Annotated in this window: 14 protein-coding genes; 10 read left to right on the top strand and 4 right to left on the bottom strand. The window is 46.2% G+C overall.

The genetic code is table 11. The features are described from left to right. Positions 1 to 10: 10 nt before the first annotated feature. From FYZ48_RS06815 to FYZ48_RS06785, 7 genes are all read left to right on the top strand, one after another. The gene (locus FYZ48_RS06815; RefSeq protein WP_187781900.1) at positions 11 to 451 is read left to right on the top strand and encodes a pilus assembly FimT family protein; all 441 of its coding nucleotides are present in this window, start codon (positions 11 to 13) and stop codon (positions 449 to 451) included. Further along, positions 444 to 1,040, top strand: coding sequence for a PulJ/GspJ family protein (locus tag FYZ48_RS06810; RefSeq protein WP_149338702.1), 597 nt, complete (start codon positions 444 to 446; stop codon positions 1,038 to 1,040). The genes FYZ48_RS06815 and FYZ48_RS06810 overlap by 8 nt, the downstream gene beginning before the upstream one ends. Positions 1,041 to 1,106: 66 nt before the next feature. Further along, a complete protein-coding gene (locus FYZ48_RS06805) occupies positions 1,107 to 1,502 on the top strand; it encodes a hypothetical protein (protein WP_149338700.1) in 396 nt (131 codons plus the stop codon). Positions 1,503 to 1,546: 44 nt separating this feature from the next. Beyond that, entirely contained in the window at positions 1,547 to 2,449 is a 903-nt protein-coding gene (locus FYZ48_RS06800; RefSeq protein ID WP_149338698.1) for a DUF1559 domain-containing protein, read from the top strand. Positions 2,450 to 2,515: 66 nt separating this feature from the next. Then, positions 2,516 to 3,481, top strand: coding sequence for a DUF1559 family PulG-like putative transporter (locus FYZ48_RS06795; RefSeq protein ID WP_149338695.1), 966 nt, complete (start codon positions 2,516 to 2,518; stop codon positions 3,479 to 3,481). A 9-nt stretch (positions 3,482 to 3,490) separates the two neighbouring features. Next, positions 3,491 to 5,350: a hypothetical protein gene (locus FYZ48_RS06790; RefSeq protein WP_149338693.1), complete on the top strand. Its 1,860-nt coding sequence runs from the start codon at positions 3,491 to 3,493 to the stop codon at positions 5,348 to 5,350. A 12-nt stretch (positions 5,351 to 5,362) separates the two neighbouring features. Then, a complete protein-coding gene (locus FYZ48_RS06785) occupies positions 5,363 to 6,937 on the top strand; it encodes an ABC transporter permease (protein ID WP_149338691.1) in 1,575 nt (524 codons plus the stop codon). An 18-nt stretch (positions 6,938 to 6,955) separates the two neighbouring features. Here FYZ48_RS06785 and FYZ48_RS06780 read toward each other — a convergent pair whose 3' ends face one another. Further along, positions 6,956 to 7,900: an alpha/beta hydrolase gene (locus FYZ48_RS06780; protein WP_149338688.1), complete on the bottom strand. Its 945-nt coding sequence runs from the start codon at positions 7,898 to 7,900 to the stop codon at positions 6,956 to 6,958. Positions 7,901 to 8,172: 272 nt separating this feature from the next. On the opposite strand from FYZ48_RS06780, the gene FYZ48_RS06775 reads away from it, so the two are divergent. Beyond that, positions 8,173 to 9,273, top strand: a complete 1,101-nt coding sequence (locus tag FYZ48_RS06775; protein WP_149338686.1) for a protein-glutamate methylesterase/protein-glutamine glutaminase — start codon at positions 8,173 to 8,175, stop codon at positions 9,271 to 9,273. Positions 9,274 to 10,025: 752 nt separating this feature from the next. Continuing rightward, positions 10,026 to 12,383 carry an ATP-binding protein gene (locus FYZ48_RS06770; RefSeq protein WP_149338684.1) on the top strand — a complete coding sequence of 786 codons (2,358 nt, stop codon included), beginning with the start codon at positions 10,026 to 10,028 and terminating at the stop codon, positions 12,381 to 12,383. A gap of 1 nt (position 12,384) precedes the next feature. Here the strand turns inward: FYZ48_RS06770 and FYZ48_RS06765 are convergent, their stop codons facing one another. From FYZ48_RS06765 to FYZ48_RS06755, 3 genes are all read right to left on the bottom strand, one after another. Then, on the bottom strand, positions 12,385 to 13,359 hold the full coding sequence (locus tag FYZ48_RS06765) for an L-threonylcarbamoyladenylate synthase (RefSeq protein WP_149338682.1): 975 nt from the start codon (positions 13,357 to 13,359) through the stop codon (positions 12,385 to 12,387). Positions 13,360 to 13,557: 198 nt separating this feature from the next. Continuing rightward, entirely contained in the window at positions 13,558 to 15,252 is a 1,695-nt protein-coding gene (locus tag FYZ48_RS06760; RefSeq protein ID WP_187781898.1) for a S41 family peptidase, read from the bottom strand. 448 nt (positions 15,253 to 15,700) lie between these two features. Then, positions 15,701 to 15,925, bottom strand: coding sequence for a carbon storage regulator (locus FYZ48_RS06755; protein ID WP_145443177.1), 225 nt, complete (start codon positions 15,923 to 15,925; stop codon positions 15,701 to 15,703). Between the two features lie 754 nt (positions 15,926 to 16,679). Here FYZ48_RS06755 and FYZ48_RS06750 point away from each other — a divergent pair. After that, positions 16,680 to 18,278, top strand: coding sequence for a hypothetical protein (locus FYZ48_RS06750; RefSeq protein WP_149338678.1), 1,599 nt, complete (start codon positions 16,680 to 16,682; stop codon positions 18,276 to 18,278). Positions 18,279 to 18,294 lie beyond the last annotated feature (16 nt).

Raw genomic sequence — 18,294 nt, 5'->3', positions numbered from 1 at the left:
CATTGTTCCAATGAGAAATTGCAATAAAAATCATCCAGAACGAAAGGTCCTCTTAAATCATCGAGGTGGATTTACCCTCTTCGAAGCCTTCATCTCGATGATTCTGGTGGGGGCAACTATGGCAGTGGCACTTCCCGCGTTTAAGGTTATTGGCCAGCAGAGGAAAGACATCGATCAAAGGTATCTGGTTGTCACAGCGGTTGGAAATCTGGCTGAACGAATTCGTGGAGAAAATTCCGGGAAGGACTTGAGTCAGGAGCGTCTTAATAATTATCAGTCAGCGCTGATTGGGGAGTTAGATCTCAATGATCCTCAAGTAGAACTTTCTGTAGTCAACACAGATGATGGCGAAGTATCAGGAGTCCGTCAGGTTGCTATCAAAGTCTCCTGGAGAAATATCTACGGGGAAAATGTTGATCCTGTTACGCTGACCCTCTGGTTATATGAATGAATATTTCATGATCATATCAGACAAAAGAAGAATACAACGACGTTCTTGTACGAAGTTTCGTCAGGGATTTTCGTTGATCGAAATGCTGGCAGTAATGTCAGCGATGTCGATTCTGTTCACTGCAGCAGTGACTACTCTGGCATTCCTGATGCGAGTGGAGATGAGGGGGACAGAACGCCTTGAGAATCAACTGGTGCTTCAAAAGATCGCGCACAAGTTCAGAGAAGATGTGTCTACAGCTCAGACCGCAGAGATAGCTAAACAGAATAGTCAGCAAATACTTAAGCTGGCACTGCGACAAAACACATCTATCACTTATTTGACAAATTCCCCGGGTGAAGGAATTCGTCGCGAATATCACAAGGAAGGTAAACTTGTCTCACAGGATGAATATTTACTCCCGCAGGCAGGTGTTACTTTTCAGGCAGAAAAAATGAATCAGCAGGAACTGGTTTCTATGGAGCTGAAAATTCCAGATGAGACAGGACATGAGAATAAAACTCTGCAAGCTTATTTCCAGTTATTCCGGTGTGAAGCACAGTTGAATCGAGTTGGTCAGATTCAGAAACAGTCAGAGCAGACAGAGTGAAGCATGAACTCATATCGAAAAACGACAAATCGGTATTTGAATAGAGTAAGAGCACAGAAGACACATGTGCGGCGTGGATCTTTTGTGCTCATTCCCATGCTGTGTCTGATTCTGGCATTAGCAGTCGTGGGGCAAATATTGCAGCAGAGTCAAGTCGAGGCCAAGCAGCTCAAGCAGCAACAATACCTGCTACAAGCTTCCTCATTGGGAGATGCTGCTGCTCAGAGAGCTGTCAGAAGAATGATTCAAGATACAGACTACGATGGCGAAACATGGAAAGTAGAGGTCGAGTCGATGGGAAAAGTTAATCCAGGTGAAGTAGTCATTGAAGTAGAGAAAAACAGACAAATGGAAGACTCATATATCATCACAACAAAGGCGAGTTATCCCGCTGATGATATTTATCGCGTGCGTGTCATCAGAGAATGGCCAATTACTGTTAAGAGTCAAAACTCAGAATAATAATACTGTATCCCCGCAGGAAAGTTTGATTTAAAGGGAAGATCATGCCACATTTAGATTTGTTGCCTAAGCTGAAGTTCACGCATAAAAAGTGTGGTTTCACCTTAATTGAGTTGCTGGTCGTGATTGCCATTATCGCAATTCTCATCGCATTACTCTTGCCAGCTGTGCAGCAGGCAAGGGAGGCGGCCCATCGGGCGTCCTGTAAAAATAATCTGATGCAGATCAATATCGCACTTCAGAATTATGAGATGGCGCACAACGTACTGCCTTCCGGGACAATCAATCCTACGGGGCCTGTGCGAAGTGAATCAAAGGGGTATCACGTCAGTTGGATCCTTCAGATTCTACCGTATCTGGACGAACGAGTTGCATTCAATAAGTTCAATTTTAAAGAGAGTGTTTATGCCCCGGTGAATAAGCAGGTTGCCGAGTATCAGATTCCGTTGCTCAGTTGCCCATCGAACCCTTCTCCGGGAAATACCTATGCAGGGATGCAGAATGACATCGAAGCACCAATCGATGTGAATAATAATGGAGTTCTGTTTCTCAACAGCAGCGTGCGGTACGACGAAATTCTGGATGGGTCTTCCAAAACAATCTTTGTCGGTGAATTCGCTGGCGGTAATCAACGAGGCTGGGTCTCAGGAACACGTTCCACATTGAGGAATGCTGGCACCAGTATTAACGCCAACGGGTTGAACTACTATCCTGGTAAAGCTCAGTTCGATGCACGAACTTCGGAAGGTGAGTCTACTGAGGCAGCTGGGGAATCGAAGGCAGCGGAAAACCCACTTAGTGTTGGTGGTTTCTCCAGTTATCATACAGGGGGCGCTCAGTTTGGACTGGGAGACGGAAGTGTTCGTTTCCTCAGTGAAAACATTGATGAGACCGTCTATCAGGCATTGGCCAACCGACATGATGGTCAATTGCTTCCGGAGTTTTAAGTCAGTTGATTCAAGGTGATGAAAGTTTTTCTTTGACGGGCATTTCCTGCTGATGGGTTCTTATCGATGATCTCTCTACCAGTTAAGAAATCAAAATCTGCTGGCTTTGTATTGATGGAGCTATGGTGTGTGATTGCTGTCATCGCGATACTGATTGCGCTCCTGCTTCCTGCGGTTCAGTCAGCTCGCGAAGCGGCACGAGCGACAACCTGTAAAAATAATCTGATGCAACTCGGAATTGCATTGCAGAATTATCAGATGGCACATCTGGTGCTTCCCTCAGGGACGGTTAATTCCCAGGGGCCCATTTTGAATCAGCCACAAGGCTATCATGTTGGTTGGGTGATTCAGATACTTCCTTTACTGGACGAGCGGGTGGCGTTCCAGCGTTATGATTTTGCGAAAGGTGTTTATGACCCGGTCAATTCAGAAATTGCGAACCATAGACTAGCCTGTTTTGTGTGTCCTTCCAGTTATCTGGGGGGATATAACTATGCAGGCTGTCAGAATGACGTTGAGACTCCGATCGACTCAGATAATCAGGGAGTCTTTTTTTTGAACAGCAGCATTCGAGAGAAGGACCTGAAAGATGGGCGTGCCTACACCATTTTTGTGGGAGAAACAGCCGATGGTGGTTTTTTAAGCTGGACTTCGGGAACATCCTCTACGCTGCGTAATATGGGCACCAAAATTAATCAGTCCCTGGCATCACGTATCTCATCAAGAGTTGCATTTCCCTATGGTGATTCACGTGAATATCAGTTCCAAAATGATCCGATGTCCGATAGTTACTATGACGAATATGAAGAGATGACAAACGGCAACCCGGATGGAATACGTGAAACGGAAGAACCGACGGCGGAGGAACGCAAATCTATGCTCCGTGTGGGAGGCTTTTCAAGTTTCCATGCTGAGGGAGCGCACTTTAGCCTGGGAGATGCATCCGTACGTTACATCAGCCAGAAAACCGATTACGAAATTTTAAAACGTCTGGCCAATCGCCAGGATGGAAATCTGGTTGGGGAGTATTAGATTTCCAGTATGAAGGCGCGAATTATTAAATTCAGATTCAGATGGAAGAACATTATAGTCCTTCCTCTGCTCTTGATTACTTCACAGGCTTTCGCTCTGGAAATACATGAAATTCGCTGGTCATTCCAGGACCGTCCTGTAGCGTATCATTTTAACCCTGTTACTTTTCTGATTGAAAATAATCAGGAATCTCCGTTTGAAGGGGAGTTGCGCTTTCAACCGGAGTCATTTCGGGGACAGCCGATCGGCTTGGCGATCTCAACTTCGGTTTACATTGCCCCCCATGATACGAAATGGGTGCAGCTCTATCCCTACTTTTCAGAATCGAATGCCAACTGGACAGCAACCTGGCAAGAGGGAGAAAAGCAGAATTCAAAATCATTTCTCGCGCCCATACCTGTCAAGACAAAGGCGATCGTACAGCTTATCAGTGCTGGAAGCCTGGAACGGGGACTACCTGGAATTAAGCAGTACCCGGAAGAAATATTTCCTCCACTGACTGATGCGGTAGGTTCTCTGGAAGCCGTAGTATTAGACCACGTTCCCAGGTGGGACAAAGCACGCAGAACGGCTTTTATACAATGGATCTATCTGGGGGGAACGCTTCATATATTTCAAAATACGCAAGGCGAAGATCAAGTATTTCCTGAAACGTTTTCTCCATTAGATCAGAACTCGTCTTTGATCAGATATGGGTTAGGTAGAATTATTCGACATCCACAAAAAATCAACCAGCTTTCATCGAACGATATTAATAAGTTGGTTCAGAGTACACAGAAGAAATCTAAGAATTTATCAGATCAGGCAGACAAATTAACTGAAGCATATTACTTCAATTCAGATAGTGGATACTACCCGCATGCAGATATATTTTATTACCAGATGAGTGATGAAGAGATACTGACCACCCTGACAGAAATGAGTAAACCGCATCGAATCTGGTATCTCAATTTTTTTCTCGCGTTTCTGTATTTACTTGTAGTTGGGCCGGGATATTACTTTGCAACTAGATTGTCCCGAAGAATTCACCAATATTATTTATGGTATTTTCTGGGCATTGTGGTTTTCAGTCTGATTTTCTATGTGAGTGGAAAATATAGTTCGAATCAGAACTCCCAGGTTCACTCCCTTATGCTGGCTTCAGTAATGCCAGATCAGGATATGATTCTGAGTGAATGGTCCAGTCTGGGAATGGTGACAGGAGGCACTTACGAGATTACACACGAGGGCGAGGAACATCTCTATGCAGCCTGTAATGAATTCTCTCCGGTCAACGGGATCAGCATGAGTGGATCGCAGGGAATGATGTACCTCGAAATCCCCCCCAATTCTTCACAAAGTTATTTACATAAATCCAGAACCAGTAAAACGGGATTTGCTGTCTCAGTTGAATCCGTACTAAAAAACGAATCAGGCCTGGAAGCGCTCGCGCTGAGAATCGATGATAAGTTTCCGACAAGAACTAAACAGATTTATTTTCTGGCTGGTTCGAAGTTATATGAACTCGAACAGGAACAGGATCGCTTGTTTTTTCGTGGCAGATCGCTGGATGTTGCCTCTGTGTTATATTCTTCTCCCCAATATCAATCTGGCGCCTGGGCAACTGTCAGTTTGACCGGGACCTTCAAGCTGAAAGAGAGGGAGGTAGATGATTCGCTTGACCAGTTGTTTCCTGTTCTATTAAGCCGTGTGACAGGATTTTCAGGAGAACAATATCTCAACGTGCAACGAGCCGTCGAGAGTACCGGGAAGCTGCTGGTTCTAGGTGAAACGCCGGAAACCCTCTTTTTAAAATCTCCGCAAGTTACGGAAAAAAAAGGTCACATTCTATATTCTCTCGATGTTCCGTTGAACGAACAGTTCGACTGAAAGAGGCTCTGTATGTTTCGCGGATCTTTGATCTTCACCAATTTTGCACTCAAGAAAGATGTACAACTCAGGAAAATACATCTATTTCGATTTGCTAGCATCGGCCTGGTATTTATCCTTTTTTTTTCTTCGTGGCTCAGCAGTGCACGTATTGGCTCTCCGGGGCTTGATTTTTTTACGAAAATTGTCTGGCTCAATTTCTGGCTGGTGACTCTTGCTGGAATTGGGATTTTTTCTACCGCGATTACTGAAGAAAAAGAAGAAGAAACACTGCCCTTGCTCAAGCTGGCTGGCATTAGTTCTCTGGGATTACTCCTGGGAAAATCGACTGTCAGAGCAGTCCGTATCATTTTACTGATCCTGGCACAGTTGCCATTTCTGATTCTGGCCGTCGCACTGGGAGGAATTACCCCCCTTCAGATATTTGCAACACTTTTGGCGATGGTGGCATATGTCATACTGATTTCAAATCTGGCACTACTTTGTTCTGTATATGCCAGACGTTCGGGGACTGCGATTGCCCTCGTAATGATCCTGCTTTTTTTCCTGTTCGTGCTACCAATACTGCTTTCAGAAACGTTTGCAAATCTGCAATCTCGTGGATTGATTGATTCTCAGGGGTTTATCGCTCAAGGGGTTGAGTCGATTCATCACCTGAGTCAGCAGATTTCCGTTATTGAACGTTTTCAAACTATACTGCAGGTGGGATTTAAAGAGTCGGTTCTCAGCATGCAGGTTGTTAGTAATATTTTTATAGCTGTAGTCGCTTTTTTTGCTGCCTGGGCCTGTTTTGAACCCTGGTCCCTTCGTATTGATGCAGGTCGGGTTAGCAATCCAAAGCCAAGTCTGAAAACGCGACTTCGTAACAGTCGTCCCGGGCAGATGGCATTTGTGTGGAAAGAGTTTGAGTTTAATTCTGGAGGCAAGCAGGCATTTATTCTCAAACTGGTTATCTATCCTCTACTGGTTGTGCTCATCACAGCGGGAGGGATGTTTCTGGATGGTTATTCTTCGGTATCATTTATCTCGTCATACAGTTGGCGAGGAATGATGAGTACTTCGCTGCTATTACTTAGTGCAGGGTTTATAGTCGAAAGTACTCTATATGTTTCACAGATGTTTCGAGATGAGCACAGACAAAAGATGCTGCCATTAATGCTTTTACTCCCCCATTCTCTCTCGAGGATTATTTATGAAAAAACTGTGGGGCTAAGTCTGGCACTCATTCCAGTTGTCAGTGGGATCCTTCTGATTCTAATACTGGCACCTGACAGTCTGCTGGAAATGGTTGACATCAGCTGGCAGATTTACATCCCACTGATCATGGTCCAATATGTCGTCTTTTTACATCTGCTGGCTTACTATTCCCTGGTAGTACGTTGGGGCGCGCTGGCGATTGCAATTGGTAGCTTGATCCTACTCCAGGCCTGTCTGACACCGTTTTTGCAGATAATGTATTTTTTCTTTCGTTTCTCAATTGGCGCAAACGGTATTATCATGCCAGCGTTTTATCTGAGTTTGATCAGTTGTGTAGTCTTGCAGTTTCTCATTTCAGGTAAACTGCGGCAGATCGCAGCAGAGGAATGAAAATAGATTGGCTGTTGCTTAATTGCGAGTAAAAACCTTTTTTAGGTGACGACCAGCCAACTGTACGGCTTCATACGCACGGTCGAAGACATCAGAGCGCCGGAAAAATCCATGGATCATATCTTCAAAATTGATATGGGTCACATCGACTCCAGAGGTCTGCATTTGTTCAACGTACTGTACCACTTCTGTGTAGAGAGGATCATATCCCGCAGTAATCACCAAGGCCTCGGGAAGTCCCTTCAACTCTTTGCAACGCAATGGAGAAGCATAGATTTCTCGCCCCGATGATTCGTCAGGCAGATATTGGTCCCAAAACCACTGCATTGCTTTTCTGGTCAGAAAATAATTTGTCGCATATTTATGATAGGACTCGGTGTCAAAGAAATAATTCGTTACGGGATAAACCAGTAACTGGTAATTTAAACTGATGTTCTCTGCTTCCCGAGCTTTGAGGGCGACTGCTGTGGCGAGGTTCCCGCCGGCACTATCACCTCCAATCGCAATTCGACTACGATCGAGATGTAAAGTATCTGCCTGATCTGTAATCCAATGTGTTGCTGTGAAAGCATCCTGAAAGGGAATAGGGTACGGGTATTCTGGAGCCATCCGGTAATCAACAGAGATCACTTTACAACCAGCGTTTCCAGCCAGATCCTGACATAGTCCATCATAGGCATCGAGGGTTCCCATGACCCAGCCCCCGCCGTGAAAATAAATCAGCGCGGGCCACTTATCCGGGGGAGTAGCATCAGGGGTATTTGCAGGAGTATATAATCGAGCTTCGATCTGGGAGTCACCGACGGGAATAAAAATGTTTTCAATCTGAGCTGCTGGTAAATGGGGGGCAGGTGAGGGAGTTAATGTTGAGCGGACGAACTCCGGAGTCATCTCTTCAAACGGAGGTAAATCTATCTGAGCAATTTCATCTAGGTAACGTGCAACCTGGGGATGGACTGGCATTAGAGGTTCCTGAAATTGATGGCAGTTAGAGGCAGTGCAACTCGATAAATGCAATATACATCATAATATAGTGCGGACTGATTATAGCGAATGGGCCGATTGGGCTGCCATGGATTGCTGAATAGATAAAAAAATAAAAGCCCCTTTCCAAGGGTGAGATTGTTTGTGACCTATTGTTATTACAGAGAAGCCCGTATCTATATCTAATTCTCCTCAATGCAGCAGGCTCATGCTCTCGCTGATATCCGCTGTACGAACAGGTAAGTCTAGTTATGTCCCCACAACCGATTCGTGTTTTAATCGTAGATGATTCAGCTGTCATTCGCGGCCTGATTTCCAAGTCTCTTGAGCAAGAGCCCGAAATCATCGTTGCTGGTACTGCGATGAACGGGGAACGGGCTTTGAGTTGGATGCGTACGAATCCTGTGGATGTCGTGATCCTCGATGTTGAGATGCCTGTCATGGATGGATTGACGGCATTACAGAGAATTCAGTGTGACTTTCCCGATGTTCCTGTGATCATGGCCAGTGGTCTGACCAGTCAGGGCGCGAAAACAACAGTCAAAGCGCTTTCGCTGGGGGCTGTAGGATGTGTGGCAAAACCACAGACGGCAAGCGCAGCGGAAAGTATTCGAGTACTCTCTCGCGAATTGGTCATGATGATCAAGGCGGTAGCTGGCAAACGCAGTTCCACAACTCAGACTGTCACTACTTCTGCTTCTTTAAGGACAGAGGCCCCTGCTGCTTCTCCTGCTTCAACACCTTTGTTCAAGAGAAATATCAAGTTTTACAAGCAACCAGAGGTGCTTGTGATTGGGACCAGCACAGGTGGGCCTAAGGCACTGGCTGAATTAATGCCACAGATACCCCTTGATTTCCCGATGCCGATTCTGATCGTACAGCACATGCCTCCCGGGTTTACAGAAATTCTGGCTTCTCACATTCAGAAGGATAGCGGGCGAATCACTGTAGAAGCAAAGCACGATCAACCATTGGAGTCGAATAAGACATACGTTGCCCCTGGAGGCAGTCATATGCTTATAGGTGAAAAGAATGGTCAGAAAGTAACATTGATCAATCAGGCGCCTCCAGAGCATTTCTGTCGTCCCTCTGTCAATCCCTTATTCCGAACAGCTGCAGAACACTATGGAAGTGCCACACTGGCTGTGATGCTGACAGGTATGGGGGAAGATGGAATCGAGGGAAGTCACGAGGTTGCTCGTGTCGGCGGAACGATCATCGCTCAAGACGAAGCTTCCAGTGTTGTCTGGGGTATGCCTGCAGCTGTCGTCATGGCAGGACTGGCAGACAAAGTATTGCCCCTCTCAGAGATTGCCGCAGAAATCAAATCTCATTGCCTGGTACGTGCCTGAGCTGAGCCTTGTTGAAAGGCTTCCAGCCACCTGGTGAAATATCGCCATAATCGGTATCTTTGCGACGATCCGTCCATCGTGGAGAATCACTTTAACAGTCGATTTTCAAATATGGTTACGGATTTGATCAGGTAGATTTCGATAACTAAAAATGACCTGATATAGGCTATAACCAACTTTAGTGCTAGCCGGTTATTATCAGATTCACGACTAGGTTACCGACCATGAGACAGCATCCCTGATCTTATCTGGTTAATGATGAAACAGGTAGCGGTCTGGTTCTCAGAATTCACTCTTGCCGAACTGAACCAGCTGTAACTTGATCGTTGCAGATTTCATTTTTAATTCAGATTTTGTTGATCGCCAGTATCGTTCACCCCCCTCTGAACGGTGCTGGCGTTTTTTATTGATCAGATCATCTCCTCTTGATCTCACTTCAGGTTGAATGGTTCGCTTTGTTCAAAGCTGACTGACTTGTCTGGTGAAACCTGTGGCGTCTTCCCTGCAACTGTCATCTTCGTTGAATTCCTCACTCTCCGAATCCTCTCGCACACATTCTTATAATCTCTTGAGTAATGGTGTTTCTTTGATGACCGGTTTTTATTTGGAAGATACATTTTTAAGGAGGTGAATGCCCCCGGTTTTAAGGCGGTGAATCTACTCTTCTCCAGTCATGATCACAGGCAGCTGACGCATCAGCGATTCATCTGCAGCTTCTCCATCGTAAACTGAACCAGCGCTGTCTGAATCTAATGCACACTTATAAGCCATTAACACGGGTCTCTGCTAAGCTGCGAAAGTGGTCAATCTCTGATCGCCTCAAGTGCGCGTTTGGACTACTGGTGCTGGTTCAGGTAGTCAGTGGAGCCGTGACTCTATATCAGCTGTCCAACATCAATCATGACATTTCTCAACTGGTGACCGTAGAAGAGCCTCTCGAAGCTTCAATTCTGGAGATGGAAATCGAAGCAGGCAAGATGGCGCGGGCGGTCCTCGACTATGTCCGTGACAGAGACAAAGAGCATCTAGAGAAACTGATCCTTGCCAGGGACCACTTTCAGGAAAATTACCGTCGCTATCAGAAACTGGCACAGTCCGATCTGGGGCCAGATCTAAACAGGCGGATCGAATCAGATTATGCGGAATACAATCGCATGTCCGCTGAACTTGTCAGGCTGGTAGACAAACGGGATGCATCCTTGCACGTCTTCGTAAATTATGTCAAGCAGATCGATCAACTAATTGGAAAAGAGCACAGAGAGACGAATCGGATTCCCTCTGAAGCAGAGCTGATAAAAGCGGATGCATCTCATAACATGGAGAAGTATCTCAATATTACGTTTGGCTCAATTGAAGAATATATCGTTCAGCGAAATCAGAATTTGCTGATGAGGATCTTTGATGCAGAACGTAAATTCCGGATGTTCGAAGCACAATATCTGCTCTCAATCTCCAACCAGTTGGAATTACAGCGAATGAATGAAATTGATTCGCTGTTTGAAAAGGCAACGACATTTGGTAATCAGATCGTAAATGTTACAGATGATATTGATCACCAGTTGGCGGGTTATGAACAGAAGCTGGAGACGATCAATGAGTTGTTGCACAATCAAATCCATCCGCTGATTCACGCAAATACTGTTAAGGCAACTTATCACGCAGATGCTTCCATCCAGTCAGCAATACTCGTCATCAGCATCCTCGCATTTATTGGGACAATTTTTGCCTTATTCTCGGTATGGATAATATCTCGAGGAATTGTATCTCCCATCTTAGAGCTCTCCCGAAGTGCAGAAAAAATCGCAGCAGGTGACGTGGACCATCGTATCCAGGTGGAATCACAAGATGAGGTCGGACGTCTGGCCAATACATTTAATCACATGGTAGAAGATCTGGTAATTGCACAACAGGAAGCAGAGAACGCCAGTAAGATTAAGACCGCATTCCTGGCAAATATGAGTCATGAAATTCGAACTCCTATGACTGCAATTTTGGGATTTGCAGAGATAATGAGGCAGCGTAATCAGGATTCGGAGACTTTACGTCATCTCGATACCATTAAAAAGAATGGCGAGTACCTGTTGGAATTGATAAATGACATTCTGGATGTTTCCAAAATCGAAGCCGATAAACTGGACGTCGAAGCGATCGAGTGTTCATTGACAGAGCTGGTGGATGATGTCAAAACCCTGATGGAAATCCGGGCCATCGATAAAGGACTTGATCTGAGTATTCAAGTGGAAGGTCAGGTTCCCAACTGGATTGAAAGTGATCCGGTTCGACTTCGACAGATTCTGATTAATCTCTTAAGTAACGCCATTAAATTCACCAGAGAAGGCACTGTTCAGCTGGTACTGAGAGCGGTCACCCTTGATTCAAACGAGCAAGGCTTGCAATTCGATGTAATAGATACGGGCATCGGCATGACAGAGACTCAGCTCTCGCGGTTATTTCAACCTTTTGTGCAGGCAGACTGTTCAACCACTCGTAAATTCGGAGGGACGGGACTCGGATTGACGATCTGTAAACGACTGACTCATATTCTGGGGGGCGAAATTTCGGTGTCGAGCGAATACAGTAAGGGAACCATATTTACTGTGACAGTAAAGACTGGCAATTTACAGACTGAAGAATATATAGATCAGACTGCATTCGCACGTCAGGGAAAACAGAACGTTCTCAGTCAGCCAAAATCAGAAGGCAGCGAAAGCTATCGAATTTTAGTCGCTGAAGACGGACCGGATAATCAGAGATTGATTCGCTATTTTCTGCAAAAAGCTGGCCATGATGTGACTCTGGCTGAAAATGGCCTCATTGCAGTCAAGCTCGCGCAGGAAGCAGTAGAAAAAGGAAACGCATTTGATGTGATCCTGATGGATATGCAGATGCCCGAACTGGATGGTTACGGGGCGACGAAGCAGCTCAGAGCGTCTGGTTATCGACTTCCAATTATTGCTTTAACGGCCCACTCCATGTCTGGATCACGGGAAGAATGCCTTGCAGCAGGTTGTGACAGTTTTGCTACGAAACCGATACAGCTGGAGCAATTGTCTTCAATCATGCATGAGTGCGTAATTAACTCTCAGGAACAGGCTCAGTTGAATCTATAGTTCAGTATGCGGCCCGTTCCAGCCGATTATTGATTGTCCTGCCCAGTCCTCTCTCAGGCAATCTTAGTGCAACTATGCATTCGACTCCGGATTGATCCAGGTTTCTTAAGGCCGCAAAAAGATTTGCGGCTGCCATTTTTAAATCTCCCGTGGGAGATAAGATTTCCTGAGCAGCAAATTCTCGTCCAGCCAGAATTGTCTCTGAAAGTGGATAGAGGCTTAGGACGCCAATCGTCTTGACATCGGGAATTTGATCTAACTGATCAATCAGATGCAACCGAGTTCCAGGGGCGTAATGGCGAGGAAGCATTCCAGGGCTGACCTGAGATTTCGTCTCTGCATAATCTTCAATTCTGGCAAGCCTCACTTTTCCTGCACAGGCTTCGATGTCTTCCAGTGAAATTCCTCCAGGACGCAAAAGTACTATGGAATCCTCATTACATTGGATGACAGTGGACTCGACGCCAACCTGGCAGGGGCCACCTTCCAAAATCATGGGAATTTCATCACCCAGTTGTTCTGCTACATGTTGAGCCTGAGTCGGGCTGAGGCATCCAAACTTATTAGCGCTGGGGGCAGCAATCGGCAGGCCCGCGGCGTTGAGCAGTTCCCGAGCCACAGGATGTGCGGGGATGCGGATTGCGACAGAATCCAGACCTGAAGTGACCAGATCGGGGATCATAGACTGTTTAGGTAAGACAAGAGTTAAAGGTCCTGGCCAGAATCTCTCGGCGAGTCTTTGTGCTTGAGGCGATAAACCTGTGGTAAATTCGGCGAGTGAATCGATCTCTGCGACATGAACGATCAGGGGATCAAAATGAGGCCTTTGTTTGACTTCGAAAATGCGGGCGACGGCGTTCGGGTCGAGCGCATTCGCCCCGAGTCCATAGACGGTTTCTGTCGCGAAAGCGACCAGTTCACCGTTTCGGATCAGTTCTGCAGCTGCAGAAACATCCTGCGTGATTCTACATTTCATGACGAGAGTATATGCAGTTTTACTGCCTGGTTAAATTCATGGCTGATAGGGGATTAATGGAAAAAGACTCTCGGATCATACCGTTCTCGACGCCGGGGCAACCGAAACAGCCTGGGGCTGTCTGTCGATTCGAGTATTAAACGAGAGTCTGTATTTTATCAGGATTAAGTCTAAACGTGATTCATTACCCGCTTGAATTTATCCTGAAAACTGAAATCGTTGTGGACTGGCCTGACGATCTGCTGGAATATTGTTTACGAGTTCACCAGGACGCTGGCTCATAATTGTATTGATGCCAGCTCGTAAGTCCTGATCAACGGGACCAATATTCTGCAGTTCTCGTTCAGACATGTTGACTGGGATATCGGGGGTCACACCCGCTCCCGCCATTTCTCTACCCGTTGGAGAGTAAAATTTCGCAGTCGTCAGCCAGAAAGTACCGGAAACGGACTGCAGAGGGAAGTGAGTCTGGACGGTTCCCTTCCCATAAGTCTTTCGGCCGACAATCAATCCGCGGCGGTTTTCCTGGACTGCTGCTGCAAAGATTTCACTGGCACTGGCACTGTCGCCATCAACCAGGACAACCAGAGGCATCTTCCAGGTCTGATCATGAGTTGCTGTTTCAACAGTGTTGTCACTCTGGTATCTACCGCGAGTCGAAACAATTTTCCCACTGGGTACGAAGCGGTTTGAGACACTGATCGCCTCAGTCAATAATCCTCCCGGGTTGCCCCGCAGGTCAAAAATCAGCGATTGCATTCCCTGCTGGTGCAGTTTCCACAATGCCTGATCCAGTTCCTGTGAAGTCCCTTCGCCGAATTTCTCCAGGCGGATCAAACCGATTTTCTGTTGGGAATCCACCATTTTTACTTCACTGATATTGGTGATACGAATCGCCTGACGGTTCAGGTTGACCCGGGCCGTTCGGCTTTCACGACGAACTTCGAGAGCGACGCTCGAACCTGCAGGACCGGTGATCAGATTGGCGACTTCGTCCAGAGAAAGACCTGCGAGACGTCTCTGATTGACACCGACGATAACATCACCACGTTGGAGTCCAGCCTGTGCTGCCGAGCCGCCATTCAGGGTTCGGAGGATAACTGCTCCGTCATCATGGGTTTTCAGTTGCACGCCAACACCGACAATATTATTTCCTCCCGCGTCAACACGTGGACCGGATGTAGTGGGAGTAAACTCAAACCGCGAGTGCTTATCCAGAGCTTCCAGTGAGCCGTACGCAAATTCGTATATGACTCCTGTCGCTGGCATCTGTAACTGGCTTCCTGCGATATCTGCAGCCTGACGCAGTACAGTTACTGCATCCTGAGCAGATCGTGCAGTATTTTGATCCATCAGCTGTTGCCAGCGATTCTGGGCCATGCGGATCTGATCTGGAGAAGCAGACACGCGGTTGATTCTCAGAAAGTTCTGATTTTCAACTGCAAAGATCAGGTTCTGTAACGATTTTTTAGTACGCACATCATAAGAAGGAGGTTGAACATGACGTGAGTCGATCATTCGGTTTACTTCCAGGTAGAAGGAGTAAGCCCGTTGGGGGTCCAGAGTCTGTAACGTTCCTACAACTGACTGGCTGTTATAGCGTTGCGAAATCTTTGCTCTCAGTTCCTGGTTTGGATCCAGTGGAACCTGTTCAGGAAACCGGGTGTCGTACCGTTCCCGGTCATATTGAGGGAGCGATTTCTGCTGTAATTCTCGAATCAGTTCCCGTAATCGCTGGCTGTCATAATCAGACTGAAACGAGTCTCGTGTTCGCCGATCTGGAACAGAATAATTTTGTTCGGGATACTGGTCACGCATCCGGATTCGAGGTCGGTCATTGGGGTATTCCTCTCCCGAAAGCAGTTGTTTTAATCTGGCATCATAATCATCCATGCTCAATTCATTGGAGACCGGACGAAATCTCCGATGTCGTTGAGCAGGTTGATAGTCTGAGTCTGATCGATGACGCGGAATGGGCGCGAAATCTGAATTTGAAGGGCTTCGATAGCGGTAATCCTCTTCATGATCAAGAGGCAGGTCGTAATTACTGCGGTAATCGTTCCCCTGGTATGGAGTGTATTCTGCGGCGTGAGAGAAGGTAGCACATCCTGACAGAAAAACTGCTGTCAGCAGAATTACCATTCCCCAGACCACAAGCCGAGCGGAATTAACAGTTTCAGTTTGATTGTATTTGCATTGTGATCGATTCATGATCCCCTCCGATTTCAGTCGTCTGGCGACTTTGAAGCCCGGCCTATCAACTTCCTCTATGATGGCTTAACGGAATAAAAATATGAAAATTAACAGCTCACCTAATGTGTGCCGTTCCACTCTTGCCTTTTCAGGCACATTGAGCATTTAAACCCTGGTTGACACTCTCTGAATTCATGGCACTCAGGTGTTCAGGTGAATTCTCGGTCTCCAGTAATTCACCCCGAATGACGCGAACGTTACCGGGAGCTTCAATTCCGATTTTGATTGCCCCTTTGCCGGTCTTCAAAATCTTGATGACAATGTCTTCACCAATCTGAATTACTTCATCTCGTTTTCTTGTTAATACCAACATTGAAATTCTCCTGTTCTGATGAAACATCATGTAGACACAAAGATCAGAATGATGTCATGTAGTTGATTAAAAGTGGCTGTTTATACTCTTAAGCATTCAGCGTGCCAATCAATTGTGCGACATGTTTATTTGTTTGTAACATGCTTAAATATAATGGTTTACCGAATGGGGTAAAAAATATGCTTCAATAATACTGACTGTTTGCCAGTGTAATATTGACAACAACAGAATATACGGTCCCAAAGTTACAATGGATCAAACTATAGTGCGTCCATTTTATGATTACAGGAAACTGATTTTACAAGCCTCTATATTCGACAAATGGGACGCAGGCAGGAGACTTTGTGTTGTTTTCCCAGCTTTACTGTGGGGCTTGTATGAGAGATGATGGTGGGCCATTTTGATAACAGTCAAAAGACGGGGAGCTAAACGCTGGTGGACTCAAAGCATGGTCTTGACGTAATTTCCAAAACCAGTAAACTTCGCCGCCTGATCAGTCTGGTTCAGTCGTCGAGGCCGATATGAAAATTTCAGGCTACCTCTCATCAGCAGTTCGTCCTATCTGGAGTTAAGCTGACTATCTGAACGGGCCCATATGGTTCAGATGTTGTCATCGGTGAAACAGACTGAAGTCTGATCAAGCGATTGTCATGGAAGGCACATGTTAACCAAGCCAAAGAATTCACGAGAAAGGATTGTGTGAATGTATTCCCGCTACCGCCACACTACTAATCACCACAAGAAACGTAAGGACATGTTGTCTTTTGGACCTCGCGTTCTGTTAATGCTGGTCCTCACCGGTTTCGTCGTAACCGGTACTTCTTCGAGTGCATTTGCACAATCACCGAATGGTGACAACAGTAAGCTGGTCAATGACCTGCTCCGTTTGCTGGAAAAATCTGAACTCGCAACTCGAGATCGGGAGTACAAGCCCTCTGGTCTTGATCTGCCTCCCACTCCACAGCTGAATCTCTCGCGTGTGAACATCAATGAAGTCAGAGATACTCTGAATCAGTTCGCGAGAGATTCTTCCGATCTGGCCATGCAACTGAACCGTGTGATGTATCAGGTGCCAGGAGTAAGAGAATATGTCGCCGATGTATTGAAAGTACGGGCACGTGCTTCAATTCTGGCTGACCGCGTCCGTCGGACAAATGATTTGAACCAGATTGCAGCTGAATATGGTGAAATCGATCAACTCTGGCGAGTTGTGTCTCTGCAGCTGGATCAGGTACGAGGTCTGGATCGTCAATCACAGAATCTGATTGCCAGCATGAATGCTGCTGATCGTAAACTGGGGGACCTGCTCCAGACTGGACCTCAGCTTAAAAGAACGGATCTCCTGCGGCAGACATCTGCTTTGAGTAACGCTCTCGGCATCTTGATTCAGGATGTAGAGTTCGAGCTGTCTCGCGAGCCGCAACGTCTGGAACTGGTAAGACAGGGACAGGAAATTGAACAGCGGATGATTCAGGTGACAAATCTGATCATTGATCGGCAGAGCTATGATTCGATCAAGCGTGAGTACCTGGCATTCCGCGATGCGTGGAATACATACGCAACCCGGTTGCGTTCTTACCACAACCGCATTTTGAGTCGTGGTATTCAGCGTGTTGTGCAACAGGATCGTTCGATTCAGGAACTGCTCTGGTTGCCGCAGGATGGCGCCAATCTGCAGGAAGTAGCACACTTGACAGAAGCACTGAAACGCGATGTTGACGAATTTTATCGTCGTGCAACTCTGCGTTTACTGATTAGCCTGCCACCTGCTAATTATCTGGCGACATCAGATGAATTCTACGGTACTGTCGAGAACCTGATCGACACTGTCAACCATAATGAGTCGACATCGAATCTGATTACTTCTTTCGGGTACATCGAATCTTCCTGGAAAGATTTCTCTGCGATGTTCCATTCCGTTGAAAGCCCTGCTGCACTGCAGTTGCTCGATAAGGTAGACAATTCGATCAATGCCTTGAGAATTGCACTGAGAATGGAGACTCCTTCGGACAGTATTGATATGGCGAAACTGGTTGTTGCCCTGGAAACACAGAGCACTCAGTTATCTCTGATTGCAGATCAGTGGCTGGCAACTGAGTCTCCCTCATTCAGACAGTCAACTCAAAATTCCATGCGTAATTTTTCAAACACTGCACACGAACTGCATCGTATCGTCCTGATGCAGCCCGTTTCTATGAATCTGGTTCGCTCCAAGAGTAACGAACTGTTCGAAAACTGGTTCCAGGTGCATGAAAAAATTTCGCGTTGCGAAACTCATGAAAAATATCAGTTGCAGGAAACAGCTGTCCGTATCACTCAGATGCTGATGGATCTGCGATATGCAACTAAATAAACTGAAGTAAAAGTTT

The organism is Gimesia chilikensis (assembly GCF_008329715.1).
GTDB lineage: Bacteria > Planctomycetota > Planctomycetia > Planctomycetales > Planctomycetaceae > Gimesia > Gimesia chilikensis.
The sequence above is the reverse complement of the archived record's forward strand: the minus strand, read 5'-3'. Positions and strand labels throughout refer to the sequence as shown.

Excerpts from the sequence above, each read along its gene's own strand:
- FYZ48_RS06765 (WP_149338682.1), bottom strand. The coding sequence starts at position 13,359 with ATGAAATGTAGAATCACGCAGGATGTTTCTGCAGCTGCAGAACTGATC.
- FYZ48_RS06775 (WP_149338686.1), top strand. The coding sequence starts at position 8,173 with ATGTCCCCACAACCGATTCGTGTTTTAATCGTAGATGATTCAGCTGTC.
- FYZ48_RS06780 (WP_149338688.1), bottom strand. The coding sequence starts at position 7,900 with ATGCCAGTCCATCCCCAGGTTGCACGTTACCTAGATGAAATTGCTCAG.
- FYZ48_RS06800 (WP_149338698.1), top strand. The coding sequence starts at position 1,547 with ATGCCACATTTAGATTTGTTGCCTAAGCTGAAGTTCACGCATAAAAAG.
- FYZ48_RS06760 (WP_187781898.1), bottom strand. The coding sequence starts at position 15,252 with ATGGATGATTATGATGCCAGATTAAAACAACTGCTTTCGGGAGAGGAA.
- FYZ48_RS06785 (WP_149338691.1), top strand. The coding sequence starts at position 5,363 with ATGTTTCGCGGATCTTTGATCTTCACCAATTTTGCACTCAAGAAAGAT.
- FYZ48_RS06770 (WP_149338684.1), top strand. The coding sequence starts at position 10,026 with ATGCACACTTATAAGCCATTAACACGGGTCTCTGCTAAGCTGCGAAAG.
- FYZ48_RS06810 (WP_149338702.1), top strand. The coding sequence starts at position 444 with ATGAATGAATATTTCATGATCATATCAGACAAAAGAAGAATACAACGA.
- FYZ48_RS06755 (WP_145443177.1), bottom strand. The coding sequence starts at position 15,925 with ATGTTGGTATTAACAAGAAAACGAGATGAAGTAATTCAGATTGGTGAA.
- FYZ48_RS06795 (WP_149338695.1), top strand. The coding sequence starts at position 2,516 with ATGATCTCTCTACCAGTTAAGAAATCAAAATCTGCTGGCTTTGTATTG.
- FYZ48_RS06815 (WP_187781900.1), top strand. The coding sequence starts at position 11 with ATGAGAAATTGCAATAAAAATCATCCAGAACGAAAGGTCCTCTTAAAT.
- FYZ48_RS06750 (WP_149338678.1), top strand. The coding sequence starts at position 16,680 with ATGTTGTCTTTTGGACCTCGCGTTCTGTTAATGCTGGTCCTCACCGGT.
- FYZ48_RS06790 (WP_149338693.1), top strand. The coding sequence starts at position 3,491 with ATGAAGGCGCGAATTATTAAATTCAGATTCAGATGGAAGAACATTATA.